This is a genomic window from Paractinoplanes maris (assembly GCF_023544465.1).
GTDB classification, from domain to species: domain Bacteria; phylum Actinomycetota; class Actinomycetes; order Mycobacteriales; family Micromonosporaceae; genus Actinoplanes; species Actinoplanes maris.
The window spans coordinates 189,106-201,898 of the sequence record NZ_JALPVL010000014.1; the positions used below are offsets into that span (position 1 = coordinate 189,106).

Genomic DNA, 12,793 nt, shown 5'->3' on the forward strand with positions numbered 1-12,793 from the left:
GCGCCGGCTACCGACCAAAGGTGAGGTCCGCGGGTCGAAAGTAGGCGGTGACCTCCCGGGGAGAGGAGGTCACCGCCCGCTGGATCAGGCCTCGAAGCGGGTGCGGCGGCGCCGCATCAGGACGAAGCCGAGGGCACCGCCGAGCACCAGCACGGCGCCGGCCGCGCCGATCGCCGCGGTCTGGGTGCCGGTGACCGGCAGGCCACCGCCGCCGCCCTCGCCGCCGCTGCCCTCGTCACCCGCGCCGGCGACCGGGTTGATGACGATCGCCGCGGCGTCGTTCTTCTTGTTGGTGTCCTTGTTGAACCGCTCGCACTGGCACGGCGGGTTGACCTCGACGAGCCCCTTGGCGTTGGTGACGTCGGCGGTCAGCTGGACGTCGAACTTCCACAGCACAGTCGTCTTGGCCGGGAACAGCGAAGCGCTGTAGCAGACGTACTGCACGGCCTTGGGGTTTGTCTTGACGCTGTCGTCCTCGGCCTTGGCGCAGCCCTTGGGCACGGTGACGACCTTGGTCTTGGCCGGGATGGTGACGATGACCGTGGCCGCGTTCGCGCCCGAGCGGCTCGAGTCCACCGTGGCCGGACCGTTGTTGCGGGTGCCGACCGGCAGCGACACCGTGTCGCCCTCGGCGCCCTGGGCGGTCGCGCCGACCGCGACGAAGTCGGTGCCCTGCTTGCCGAGGACGCGGACTTCCAGGTTCTGCCAGTTGTTGTCCAGGTCGATGTCGGTCTGCTGCGCGGCCCGCAGCGTCGTCAGCGCGGTCAGCCCGAGCGCGCCGCCCTTGCCTTTGGCCCCCGGGCCCTCGTATCCGTTGTCGGCCAGGAACTTGAGCCGCTCCTGGAAGTCGTCGCCGGTCAGCCACTGGAACTCGCCGTAGGCGCCGCCCGGCGCGGCCGTGCCCGCCCGCAGCTTGTACGGCAGGGTGGTCTGGTAGGTCGCGCCCGGCTGCAGATCCTGGTCGAACACGCAGGCGTTGACCTGACCGTCGCCGTACCAGCAGTTCGAGAACTGCTTGGGTGAGGTGAAGGCGTAGTCGGTGTTGAAGCTGATCGCCACACCGTGCACGACCTTGTCGCCGGTGTTGCGCACCTGCAGCTTGGCGTCGAAGCCGGCGCCGAGCTTGACGCTGACCTTCGCCCCCTTGCCGGCCGCGAGGTCGACCCCCTCGGCGACGGTCACGCCGGCCGACGAGGTGATCGTCTCGAGCCCGTCGGCGGTGAGGACCGTGGTGAGCTTGCCGGTCTTGCCCAGCGCGGACTTCGGCGCGGCCAGCAGCGCCTCGAAGTAACCGGCCGCACCGTCCGGGCCGAGCTCGAACTCGTACGGCATGGTGCAGGTGAGCTTGGCCGGGCCGGCCTGCTCGCAGTCGCCGAACTCGCCGTTCTTGAGCTGGGCGCCACCCAGGTCGCCGGAGAGCTCGAAGGTCATCGTGGCGTTGCTGAACGTCGTGTCCTGGTTGGCGTACAGGATCGGCGAGACCACGATGTCGGCGCCGGCCGCGACGGTGACGTCGGACAGCACAACCTCGACGGAGGGGGCGGCAGCGGATGCGGGGGCGGCGAAGGCGAACGCCGCGGCAGCGACAGCGGCGGCGCCGAAGGGCAAGCGCCGGCCGAGAGAGCGGTACATGTAGAGGGGCCTCCCGTGAATTGCTCCGGTCTGGAGCCGACGCAGCATAGATGTCCCTCGAATCTGCTCGCTGCCCGGTGGGAACGTTTCCGTTCCGTCGTGACCTGATCGAGATCTTGGCGCCTCAGCTGGTTTCGATGTCGGCGGCCAGCAACGCCGCGGTCTCCCGGTCGCCGGGCCGGTCGCTGTGCCGCAGGGCGCGGACGGTCATCTCGCGCATCCCGGTGCGCGACGCCAGGCGCCGCAAAGCGTCGGCCCAGACCCCGGTGCCGGGGTGCCCGTGCCGGTGGCCGAGCTCGCACTGGGTGGCGAGAATGTGCGCGTCGAGCCAGACATACGGGTCGGCCAGCCGGTTCGACCGGGTGCGGGCGTCGGCCAGCAGGTCGAAGGCCCGGCCGGTGTCCCCCGCCGCCTCGGCGACGAGCGCCAGAGATCGGGCGGCCATCCCCTCCCAGCACGGGTCGCCGATCTGGCAGGCGCGGGCGAAGGCCTGCTGGAGGACGCGGGCGGCGGCGCCCGGGTCGGCCGAGGCCAGGTGGACCTCGCCCCGCAGAGCCTGCGGCCACGGCAGGAACGCCAGCCAGTGGTCGCGCTCGGCGACCCGGATCGACTCGTCGAGCCGCGCGGCGGCCGGGGTCAGCTCGCCGGTGAGCAGATGCACCCGGCCCAGCATGGACAGGGCGTACGCCTCGGTGCGCGCGTCGCCGGCCAGCCCGATCGCCCGGTCGAGGTGGGCTCTGGCCCGCGGATAGAACGCGCGATCGCTCTGGACCGAGCCGAGGTAGGTGCTCACCCGGGCGGTGATCGCGGGCGAGCCACCGGCGACGGCCAGCGCGTCGGTCAGCCATCGTTCGGCGCGGTCGTAGCGGGCGCGCAGGAAGTCGACGTACCCGATCTCGGCCCGGGCCCGCGCCGCCGCCGCCCGATCGCCGGTGGCGCAGGCGATGCGGTCGGCCTCGTGCAAGGTGGCCAGGCCCTCCTCGTCCAGGCCGCGCAGCGAATGGATCAGCGCCTCGGCCAGCCGGAGCCGGGCCGCGAGCCGCCACCGGTCCGACCCCGCCCGGTCGGCCAGCCGGACGGCGGTCCGCAGCGACCGTACGCCGGACTCGACCGACCCCGCGGCGACCGCCGCCGCCCCGGACTCGGCGATCGCCTCGAGCGAGGCGTCGTCGGCGACGACGTCACGCTCCTGGCGGGACTCGCGCATCGCCGTCTCCACGGCGATGCCCGGCCGGACGCCGAGTTCCTTCGCGAACAGCCCGGTGACCGCCGCGTACTGCTTCTCGGCCGCCCGGTCGTCGCCGGCCAGCCGGTACAGGCGGATCACCAGGGCCTGGTGGTTCTCGTCGAGCGGGTTCATCCCGGCCGCCCGCACCGCGAGCGTGCGAGCCGCCTCGAGGTCGCCCGCGGCCAGCCGCCCCAGCGCCGCCTCGTGCAGGATCGCCTCGGCCGCGGCGGCGATCCGGCGCCGCTCCGAGAGCAGCCACGACTCGAACGCGGCCGAGCCCCGGACCGCGATGCCGTCGAGCAGGTCCGCGCCCAGGCCCGGCAGGTCGACCGCGGCCGTCCACGAGCCGTGGCGGAGAACGTCGACGTCGACCACCGCGCCGGGCGGGAGGCGCAGGACGACCGGGTCGCCGTCGACCTCCACGCCCAGGCAGCGGCGGATCTCGGCCAGCCCCCAGCGCAGGGCCCGCAGCGGGTCGTCGGCCTCGGCGTAGAGGAGACCGGCCAACCGGCTGCGGGCCTGGGGTCGTTCACTGAGCACGAGACAGGCCAGCAGGGCCCAGCTCTTGCGGCTGCGGACCTGATAGGACAGGCCGTCGGACCGGTCGACCCACGGGGAGCCGAGCAGGTGCACCGTGAGATCCACCGGTCCTCCTCTCTCAGCCCTGGGCGCTGATCGGATAGATCTCGTCGGCGACCAGACCGTGGGCCTCGCGGTGCACGGTGTTGGCCGCTTCCGCGTCGGGCGCCTCGACGAGGCAGAAGATCTTCCCGGCCTCCTCGTCCACCCAGTACTTCAAGTAGTTGACCCCATGAGGACCCTGGGTGGCCAGATCGGCCTGGTGCGCGGCGGCGACGTCGCTCGCCGCCACGCCACCCTCGACATTGTGGACATCCATGTAAACGGGCATTTCCTGCTCCTGACTGCGGCGTCCCGGGCGATCCCGGGCTCAGCAGTCAGCAGACAGCGCCCCTGTTTGACGCGGCGTTTGACGCCTCAAGGTCCCAGGCGACTTCGCAGCCGTACGCCGATGGTGGGCTCGGTGCGGTCGATGAGCCGCGTCGCCCGCACCCGGCTGGCGGCAGCGCCCGCTTCGTCCCCGAGGGCCTGCTGGGCCTCGCCGAGCGAGATCAGCGCGTAAGCCTCATGCACCAGGCTGCCGACCGCCCGGAACTTCCCGGCCGCCGGCCGCAGCGCCTCGGCCGCCCGCTCGTGGTCGTCCCGGAGGGTCGCCAGTTCGGCCTCCACGGTCAGCGCATGGCCTTCGGCGAGCGCGTCGCGGGCCGCCGCGGCACGCTCCCGGGCGACTTCCAGCAGCGCGCTCGCGGCATCCGGCGCCCCGTGCAGCAGCTCGGCCCGAGCCTGTTCGACCAGGATGTGCGCCTCCCCGCCGGCGTCACCGGCCGCGTGGGCGACGGCGAGGGCCTCCCGGAGCACGACGCCCGCCGATTCGCGGTCACCGGTCTCCAGCTGGGCCTGACCGGTGCGGTAGAGCACCTGGGCCACCACCCGGGGCTTGTTGCTGGCCCGGGCGAAGCCGATCGCCTCGGCCAGCAACCGCAGCGCTGTGCCGGGCTCCCCGTGCAGCCGGTGGATCGAGGCCAGGATCTGCAGGATGTAGGCGACCTCACCGTCGTGCTGCAGCGCGCGGGTCATCTCGAGGGCCCGGGAGAACAACCGCATGGCGGTGGTGGTCCGGCCGTGCAGATACGCCACGAAGCCCTGCGCCCGCACCGCCACGGCCACCCCCGGCCGGTCGTCGAGCTCCCGGAACAGGGTTTCGGCCCGGGTCAGGTCCCGCAGCGCGCTGTCCGGGTCGGGAACATCGGCCACATCGGTGCGCAGGGCGAACAGCATGACGGCCTCGCCCCGCCGGTCGCCGGTGCGCCGGGCGGTGTCGAGCGCGACGGTCAGCACGGCGTGGGCGTCGTCGTGATAGGCCCGCAGGCTCAGGAACGGCTGGACGGCCTTGGCCAGGTCGTGGCACAGCTCGGACCGATCGGCCCGCGCCGCCTGGTGCACCGCGGCCACCAGGACCGGGCGCTCCTGCTCCAGCCAGGCCATCGGATCGGCGGTCACCGCGTCGAGGAGCATCGGCGGTGGTGACCAGGCCGGCGTCCGGCCAGGGTCGGACAGCACGCCGGCCGCCATCTCCGGCCCGGTGGCGGCCCGGGTCAGCGCCAGCACCGCGTCCAGCATGCGCCGCAGAGCCGTATCGGCCTCACCCGGCGGCTCGTCGGCGGCCAGCCGCTGCCGGGCGAAACCCCGCACCAGATCGTGGAACCGATAGTGGGTGAGCAGGCCGCGCGCCGGGAGGATCGGCTGAACGAGTTGAGCGTCGACCAGCTCGTCCAGCGGCTCCTGGGCCGGGTCGATCGAGGTGCCGAGCAGCGCCGCCGCGGTCCAGCCGGAGAAGACATGGGCGTCCGAGATCGCCAGCAACCGGAACAGCCGGCGGGCCGGGTCGCTGAGCGCGTCGTGGTTGAGGCTGATGCTGGCCCGGATCGCCATCCCGCCGTGGACCAGCTCGTCCAGCCGGCGCTCCTCGTCGACCAGGCGGACGGCCATCTGCCGTACGGTCCAGTGCGGCCTCAGGGCCAGCCGCGCCCCGGCGATGCGCAGCGCCAGCGGCAGATAGCCGCACTGCTCGGCCAGGGTCCGGGCGACCGCCGCCTCCTGACCGACCCGGTCGCCGCCGACCACCCGGCCCAGCAGTTCCAGCGACTGCTCGGGCGAGAACCGGCCCAGGTCGACGACGGTGGCCGCGGCCAGCCCGGCCAGCCGGCGCCGGCTGGTGACCAGCACCGCGCACGACGTGCTGCCCGGCAGCAGCGGCAGCACGTCCTGCTCGCGGCCCACGTCGTCGAGCACGATCAGCACCCGCCGGTCGGCCAGCAAGGCGCGGAACAGCCCCGCCCGCTCGTCGGTGCCGCCGGGGATGTCGCCGCCGTGCACCCCGAGCAGGCGCAGAAAGCGCTCGAGGATCGCCCCCGCCTCGACCGGGCGCGGGCCACCGGCGTGCAGGCCGGCGAAGAGCTGCCCGTCGGGGAACCGGTCGGCCAGCTCGTGCGCGGCGTGCACCGCGAGCGTCGTCTTGCCCATCCCGGCCCGGCCGGCGATGGCGACGATCGGCACGGCCAGCCGGCCACCGCCGCCTTCACCCAGGGCGAGCCGGATCGCCGTCAGGTCGGCATCGCGTCCGGTGAAGTCGGCAACCGTGGCCGGCAGCGTCCTCGGGGCCGGCGGCCGGATCTCCACGGTGGACGACGGGCGGGGGCGGGCGTCCGGCGCCTGCCCGCGCAGCACCGCCAAGTAGGCATCGGTCAGCATCGGCGAGGGGTCGGCGCCGAGCTCGTCGGCCAGGATCCGTCGCGCGTCGGCATAGGCGGCCAGCGCCTCGGCCGGACGGCCGGCCCGGGCCAGCGCGCTGATCAGCTGGGCCTGCAGCCGCTCGCGCAGCGGATGCTCGGCCACCAGCTCTCGCAGCTCGGCCACCAGCCGCCCGGCGCCGCCGCACCGCAGGTCGGCCTCGATCCGGTCCTCCAGCGCGGCGACCCGCATCTCCTGCAGCCGGACGATGAGCGGCCCGGCGAACGAGGCGGCACCGACATCGGCCAGGGCCGGCCCGCGCCACAGGTCCAGGGCCTCGCGCAGCACCGCCGCGGCCCGGGTGTGGTCGCCCGCGTCCAGGGCGGCTCGCCCGGCCCGGGCCAGCCGCACGAACCGGTGGACGTCGACCTCGTCGGGGTCGCCACCGAAGCGGTAGCCGACCGGGTCGGACGCGACGGCGTCGCCGACCAGCCCGCGCAGCCGGGCCACCTGTGACCGCAGCGCGTTGACGGCACCGTCCGGCGGCTGGTCCCCATAGACGCCGTCGATGAGCCGCTCGACCGTGACGGCCTGACCGGCGCCGGCCAGCAGCAGGGCGAACAGCGCGCGCAGCCGCGGGCCGCCGATCGGCACCACCCGGCCGTCGCCGGACCGGGCCAGGGTCGGACCGAGGATGCCGAACCTCACCGGAGCGCTGACTGTCACCGCTGCATTGTCGCGATCGCCCGCGTCCCGTGCCCACCCCGTGCCCACTTCGTGCTCAGCCGGTGCCCGGCCCACCGCATCGTGAAGGAGTTCCGACGATCCCGACCCGGGAGGTGCTCGTGCGACGGTCCGCCCATCGGTTCGCCCCGCTCGGCCCGATCGTCGCCGCGGGCGCGCTGCTCTCCCTGCTCGTGCCGCTGGCCACCGGGCATCCGGCGCTGGGCCGGCCGCTGACCTGGCTCAGCCTGCACCTGCTCGGCTGGTCCACCGTCGCGGCCCTCCTGATCGGACGCCGCCACCACCGGGCCGACCAGATCCGCCTGACCCAGGAGTCCGAGCAGCTCCACCGCAGCATCGCCGACTGCGTCACCCGGTTCGCGCTCGACCGTGCCGCCCTCGGCTCGGCCCCGGTCGCGATGACCACGCCCGGGTCCGTCCCGGAGCCGCACGAGGAGCAGATCAGCGCCATCATCGACGGCATCGACGACCTGCTCCTCGCCCTGCGCGCGGACGACATTTCCCGCCTTACGGATCGATCACGGCCTCTTGGTTGCTCACTCCCAGCTGCCGGGTTACCTTTCGGGAGCGCTCCCATACCCGAAAGTCCCCGTCGGAAGGAAGCACCTTGTCCCCCTCTGTCTCTCGGCGCTCGCGACGGCTGACCCTCGTCGCCGCCGCGGTCGCGTGCGCCACGGCCGGCGTCGGGCTCGTCGCCGGCACCGCCTCGGCCGGCACGCTCTCCGGCACCCTCTATCGTGACCCCGACACCGCCGTCGCCCGCTGGGTGGCCGCCAACCCCGGCGATTCCCGTACGGCGCTGATCAGCTCCCGGATCGCCAGTCAGCCCGCCACCCGCTGGCTGTCGAACTTCAACCTGAGCACCGTCCAGTCCGAGGTCTCGGCGTACGTCGGTGCGGCGGCCGGCGCCGGGCGGGTGCCCGCGCTGACCGTCTACGGCATCCCCAACCGCGACTGCGGCGGCGCCAGCGCGGGCGGCGCCCCCGACCTGACCCAGTATCAGACCTGGGTCTCCGGGATCGCCCGCGGACTGGCCGGCCGCACCACGCTGATCCTGCTCGAGCCCGACTCGATCGCCCTGCAGACCTGCCTGAGCAGCAGCGAGATCACCGCTCGCAACCAGGCCCTGGCCACCGCGACCCGGACGCTCAAGGCCGCCGGGGCCAAGGTCTATCTGGACGGCGGGCACTCGGCCTGGAACAGCGGGTCCGAGCAGGCCAACCGTCTGGCCAACGCGGGCGTGGCCGACGGCGACGGCTTCTACACCAACGCCTCGAACTTCCAGTCCACCGCCGGCGAGGCCGCGTTCGGCCGGTCGGTGCTGAGCGCGCTGTCCGGCCGGGGCATCACCGGCAAGCGTCAGGTCATCGACACCAGCCGCAACGGCGGCGCGGCCGGCGACTGGTGCGGCGACGACAACACCGACCGGCGGATCGGGCGCTACCCGACGCTCGACACCGGCGACGCCAACATCGACGCGTACCTCTGGATCAAGCCGCCCGGCGAGGCCGATGGCTGCCGGTACGCGGCCGGTTCGTTCCAGCCCGACCTGGCCGCCAGCCTGGCCACCGGCGCCCCGGCCCCGCCCACCACCCCACCCACATCCGGGCCGACCACCCCACCGACCACGCCACCGACCACGCCGCCGACGACGCCTCCGCCGGCCGGTGCGTGCGGCGCGACCTACGTGACGTCGAGCTCGTGGCAGGGCGGCTTCCAGGGCCAGATCACGGTCAAGGCCGGCGGCAGCGCGGTCAGCGCCTGGTCGGTTTCCTGGACCCTGGCCGCCGGCCAGACGGTGAACCAGGTCTGGGGCGGCACCCTGACCGTGAACGGTTCGACGGCCACCGTGCGCAACGCCGCCTGGAACGGCTCGCTGCAGCCCGGCGCGACCGCCGAGTTCGGCTTCATCGCCTCGGGCGCGGCCGGCACGCCCGGCCTCACCTGCACGGCGTAACAGCTCAGTGAAGCGGCGGCCCGGTGGCGAGCAGGCCACCGGGCCGCCCGGTCACCGCACCGGCAGGCTCACCCGACGGCCCATGCCGATCTTGGGAGCCGCGGTGTCGGTCACCATGGCGTAAGCGCCCGGCGGCACGCCCTCCCGCGTCGCCACCCGGGACGCCGCCTTGAGCAACGTCCTCTCGCTGGCGCCGGCGAGGAAGAAGATGTAGTCGTCACCGAACTCCTCGCCGTCCTCGTACTCCTCGAAGCCGAGCTCCTCCTCCAGGTCGATCAGGAAGTCACCGACATCGTCGACCCACTCGTCCTCAGCGGTCACCGGAAAGTGGATCTCCACCATCACTGCCATACCGATGATGATTCAGCACCGGCCACCGCGGCCCGCACCGAGGGCACCGGTGTTGTCTCCCGGCAACGTGCCAGCCCGTACATGATCCGATCACTTTGAGTGATCGCTGGTGCACGGTGACGCCATGAAGAAAATTGCCTGTGTCATCACGGCCGCCGCGGCCCTGGGTGCGATCACGGTTTCGCCCGCCGCCGCCGCCACCGCAAGCACCCCACGGTGCACCTCGATCCGGCCCCAAGCCGACTTCTACGCCGGCGGCCGCATCGCCTCGATGCCGATCGCCGACAACAACCCGGGCTGCACCACCATCTCGGTCTCGAACATCCGTGACGTCGCCCGGCCCGCCGACCGGTGCCAGACGTTCCTGGTGGCTCTGCTGTCGGCCGACGGGCGCGATCCCACCTACACCGAGCCGGTGCGGGCGTGCTCGATCCCGGCCGGCAAGCGAACGGTGCTCGCCACCGGCGTCCCGGCCGGAACCTCGTTCCGCGTGATCTACGCGATCGACTACCTCGAGCCGCAGCCGCAGACCGTCCGTTACCGCGTCTGGCGCTGATCCGTTTCCCATCCTCGCGTGCCGGGCACTGCCCGGCACGCCAGCCCCCGTCAGCGCGGCCGACCACACCGGAGGAGATCCCCATGGCCAACCGATCGCTCCGCCGCACGCTGCCCGTCATGGTCGTCGCCCTGAGCGCCGTGGCCGGCTGTGCCGGCGGCGCCGGTAGCCCGACCTCGCCCTCGGGCCCGGCGACAACATTGCCGTCGGCGACGACGGCGGCCGGAAGCGCACCGTCCGGGTCATCCGGCGCGGCGCGCACGATTCCCGCGTCGGCGTTCCTCACGATGCCCGAGGACATGCGACGGGAGCGCCGGGCGGCCGAGGGCTCCGCGGCGGTGCCGAAGCTGTGCGACCGGGAGCTGGCGGCCGGGGAGGGCGTGGTGGCCAGCGCGGCCATGATGAACCTCTATCAGGGGCCGGACGCTCCCGAAGGCTCGGTGCCGCAGGGGGTGCTCTATCAGACGATCAGGTCGTACGACGGCGACAGCGCGACCGGGTTCCTGGACCGGGCCCGCGACGGCCTGGCCGCCTGCAAGTCCTTCCGCAACGGCGAGACCACGATCAAAGTACGGACGAAGCCGCTCTCCGGCGCGGCCGACGAGGCACTGACCATCGACCTGGTCCAGCCGCAACTCGATCTGCCCGGCGACCCGACCGGCGGCGAGCAGACGAACCGGATCGTGCTCCTGCGGTTCGGCTCGGTCGTGACGATCCTCTACGACAGCGAGTACGAGCGCAGCAGCAGCGACCCCGAGCTCGTCAGCACGTTCGTCCGCGACGCCGGTGAGGCCATCAGAGCGTGGCGCGGCTGAGGCCTCCCTCAGGGGCGAAGATAGCGATATGCCGATTCCCCGCCCGCCCGCGCCCTGGCTCATCCGGCCGGTGAAACTGCCCGCCACCACTCCGCCGCCGCTGACCGGGGTGTGGGCTCCAGCCGACACCCGCCTCGACGACCTCGAGCTCCTGCCGCTGCCGCACGGGCACGGCCCGGAGGACGTCGTCGTCAGCCCGGACGGCCACATCTACTCGGGCACCCACGAAGGACACATCTGGCGCTGGAGGCCGGACGCGCACGCCGGCGCCGTACCGGATCTGATCGCCGACACCGGGGGCCGGCCGCTGGGCCTCGAGATCGACCCCCGCGACGGCAGCCTGATCGTGTGCGACGCCTACCGCGGCCTGCTGCGGCTGACTGCCGACGGCACGATCACCGATCTCGCGCACCGGGTCGCCGGCCGGCGGATCCTGTTGTGCAACAACGCCGCCGTGGCTCGCGACGGCACGGTGTATTTCACCGACAGCTCGACCCGGTTCCCGGTCTCGCACTGGCGGCGCGACCTGCTGGAGCATCGGCCCAACGGACGGGTTCTGGCCTACGATCCGGGGTCGGGGCGCACCGACGTGGTGGCCGAGGGTTTCCACTTCCCCAACGGGATCGCGCTCACCCCGGCCGAGGACGCCCTGCTCCTCTGCGAGACCGTGTCGCACCGCCTGGTGCGGCTGTCGCTTCCCGACGGTGCGGTCCGCGTCCTCGACGACCTGCCCGCCTACCCCGACAACATGTCGTCAGCCGGGGACGGCACCTATTGGATCGCCCTGGCCAGCCCCCGGGTCGCGCTCGCCGAAAGACTGCTGCCGCATCCCGTCCTGCGGCGCGTCGCGGCCGTGCTGCCGACGCGCCTGCAACCTCAACCGCTGCCCTACACCATCGCGGCTCAGGTCGACGGCGACGGCACCGTGCTGCGGGCACTGCATGGACCGGCCGGCCGCTACGTCATGGCCACCGGCGTCCGTCAGCACGGCGACACCCTCTGGCTCGGCAGCCTCACCGAGAAGGCTATCGCCCGGATCTCGTTGTCCTGAAACACTTTTCCGCGGCGCCGGTCCGGGCGCAAGCCCGGACCGGCACCGCCGGAGTCGCGTCATTCCACCTTGTGGGTGGGGGCGTCGTCCGCCGTCTTGGCGGTATCGACCGTCGTGTCGTCGCTGCCGGACGCCGAGTGGCGGGCGTTGTGGCGCGGGGCGGTTGCGCCGGCGGTGGCCGGGCGGCGGTTGAGCAGGTAGAGCGCGGCGATGATCAGGATGGCGCCGAGGACAGCCAGGCCGATCGGGCCCCAGAGGCCGACGAGCTGGAGCTTCTGGCGGTTGTCGGCGGAGGTGTCGGCGGCACTCTTGATGGTGTCGTCGGTGTAGGTGAAGGTCGCGTCGAGGATCGACACGGACTGGCCGCTGTCGGCGACCAGGTTCTTGACCTGGTGCTCCTGGACCTTGATGAACTGGCCGGTGGCGGGCTCGACCCAGACCGTACGGGTGTTGCTGTAGTGGACCTTGCCGGGCTCACCCTTGAGCAGCTGCGAGGTGATCGCCGCGAGCCGGTCGGCCGGGAGCTCCTGGATCTCGTCGCTGATCTCCTGGGTGAACTGGTAGGTCTCCAGGCCCTCGATCTGCTCGGTCTTGACGAACTTGGCCGGCCGGGCGGCCAGGATGTCCCGGTCGAAGATCTCGTAGTCCTTCTTCTCGGTGCCGAAGGGGAACTTGTAGATCTGGCCCGAGTAGTTGACCGTCTCCTGGTTGTTGCCCGTGTCGAGCCACGACTTGTTGAACTGCTGGGCCGCGGCGGACTCCCGGTCGAGAGCCAGGGACGTGCTGTAGGCGCTGATCAGAGCGTTGGTGTCGGTGCGGACGACCTGCTGGCCGACGAGCCAGACGACCGCCTCGCCGTCGAGCGGCTTCTCGAGAGCGGCGGTGGCCTTGGCATCCGGCGTCACGGTGATCGTCGAGCGCAGTTCGACACCCTCGACGACCTCGGCCTTGCCGGTGGTGATCTGCAGGAAGCGGGCGTTGGGGGCCGTGGCGACCGACTGGGTGGGCTCCAGGTCGTACGGCAACTGCTCCACTGTGGGCGCCACGATGTAGGCCAGGCCGCCGGCGAAAACCAACGCCAGCACGCCGAGACCGAACAGCACGGCGCCGAGGACGCGGGACCTCATGGTGCCTCCACGAAATGGGGAAA

Annotated in this window: 11 protein-coding genes; 5 read left to right on the forward strand and 6 right to left on the reverse strand. The window is 72.8% G+C overall.

Features of this window, described 5'->3' with window-relative positions; all coding sequences use genetic code 11:
* Nucleotides 1–84: 84 nt before the first annotated feature.
* The 4 genes from NAG42_RS35720 to NAG42_RS35735 all read right to left on the reverse strand — a co-directional run bounded on the left by NAG42_RS35720 (nucleotide 85) and on the right by NAG42_RS35735 (nucleotide 6,895).
* Nucleotides 85–1,632 carry an LPXTG cell wall anchor domain-containing protein gene (locus NAG42_RS35720; protein WP_250036491.1) on the reverse strand — a complete coding sequence of 516 codons (1,548 nt, stop codon included), beginning with the start codon at nucleotides 1,630–1,632 and terminating at the stop codon, nucleotides 85–87.
* Between the two features lie 124 nt (nucleotides 1,633–1,756).
* Nucleotides 1,757–3,505, reverse strand: coding sequence for an AfsR/SARP family transcriptional regulator (locus NAG42_RS35725; RefSeq protein WP_250036493.1), 1,749 nt, complete (start codon nucleotides 3,503–3,505; stop codon nucleotides 1,757–1,759).
* Between the two features lie 13 nt (nucleotides 3,506–3,518).
* Nucleotides 3,519–3,770 carry a DUF4242 domain-containing protein gene (locus NAG42_RS35730; protein WP_250036494.1) on the reverse strand — a complete coding sequence of 84 codons (252 nt, stop codon included), beginning with the start codon at nucleotides 3,768–3,770 and terminating at the stop codon, nucleotides 3,519–3,521.
* An 86-nt stretch (nucleotides 3,771–3,856) separates the two neighbouring features.
* The gene (locus tag NAG42_RS35735) at nucleotides 3,857–6,895 is read right to left on the reverse strand and encodes an AfsR/SARP family transcriptional regulator (protein WP_250036495.1); all 3,039 of its coding nucleotides are present in this window, start codon (nucleotides 6,893–6,895) and stop codon (nucleotides 3,857–3,859) included.
* 119 nt (nucleotides 6,896–7,014) lie between these two features.
* On the opposite strand from NAG42_RS35735, the gene NAG42_RS35740 reads away from it, so the two are divergent.
* Both NAG42_RS35740 and NAG42_RS35745 read left to right on the forward strand, forming a co-directional pair.
* Nucleotides 7,015–7,557, forward strand: a complete 543-nt coding sequence (locus NAG42_RS35740) for a hypothetical protein (RefSeq protein WP_250036497.1) — start codon at nucleotides 7,015–7,017, stop codon at nucleotides 7,555–7,557.
* Nucleotides 7,521–8,870: a glycoside hydrolase family 6 protein gene (locus NAG42_RS35745; RefSeq protein ID WP_250036498.1), complete on the forward strand. Its 1,350-nt coding sequence runs from the start codon at nucleotides 7,521–7,523 to the stop codon at nucleotides 8,868–8,870. Before NAG42_RS35740 ends, NAG42_RS35745 begins: the two co-directional genes overlap by 37 nt.
* Before the next feature lie 51 nt (nucleotides 8,871–8,921).
* Here NAG42_RS35745 and NAG42_RS35750 read toward each other — a convergent pair whose 3' ends face one another.
* Entirely contained in the window at nucleotides 8,922–9,221 is a 300-nt protein-coding gene (locus NAG42_RS35750) for a hypothetical protein (RefSeq protein ID WP_250036500.1), read from the reverse strand.
* A gap of 124 nt (nucleotides 9,222–9,345) precedes the next feature.
* On the opposite strand from NAG42_RS35750, the gene NAG42_RS35755 reads away from it, so the two are divergent.
* The 3 genes from NAG42_RS35755 to NAG42_RS35765 all read left to right on the forward strand — a co-directional run bounded on the left by NAG42_RS35755 (nucleotide 9,346) and on the right by NAG42_RS35765 (nucleotide 11,643).
* Nucleotides 9,346–9,777 (forward strand): hypothetical protein, encoded by a 432-nt coding sequence (locus tag NAG42_RS35755; protein ID WP_250036501.1) that lies wholly within the window; start codon nucleotides 9,346–9,348, stop codon nucleotides 9,775–9,777.
* An 83-nt stretch (nucleotides 9,778–9,860) separates the two neighbouring features.
* The gene (locus NAG42_RS35760; RefSeq protein ID WP_250036503.1) at nucleotides 9,861–10,592 is read left to right on the forward strand and encodes a hypothetical protein; all 732 of its coding nucleotides are present in this window, start codon (nucleotides 9,861–9,863) and stop codon (nucleotides 10,590–10,592) included.
* Between the two features lie 28 nt (nucleotides 10,593–10,620).
* Nucleotides 10,621–11,643, forward strand: coding sequence for an SMP-30/gluconolactonase/LRE family protein (locus NAG42_RS35765; protein ID WP_250036504.1), 1,023 nt, complete (start codon nucleotides 10,621–10,623; stop codon nucleotides 11,641–11,643).
* A 59-nt stretch (nucleotides 11,644–11,702) separates the two neighbouring features.
* Here NAG42_RS35765 and pgfA read toward each other — a convergent pair whose 3' ends face one another.
* Nucleotides 11,703–12,770, reverse strand: a complete 1,068-nt coding sequence (gene pgfA / locus NAG42_RS35770) for a cell envelope lipid trafficking protein PgfA (protein ID WP_250036505.1) — start codon at nucleotides 12,768–12,770, stop codon at nucleotides 11,703–11,705.
* Nucleotides 12,771–12,793: the final 23 nt, after the last annotated feature.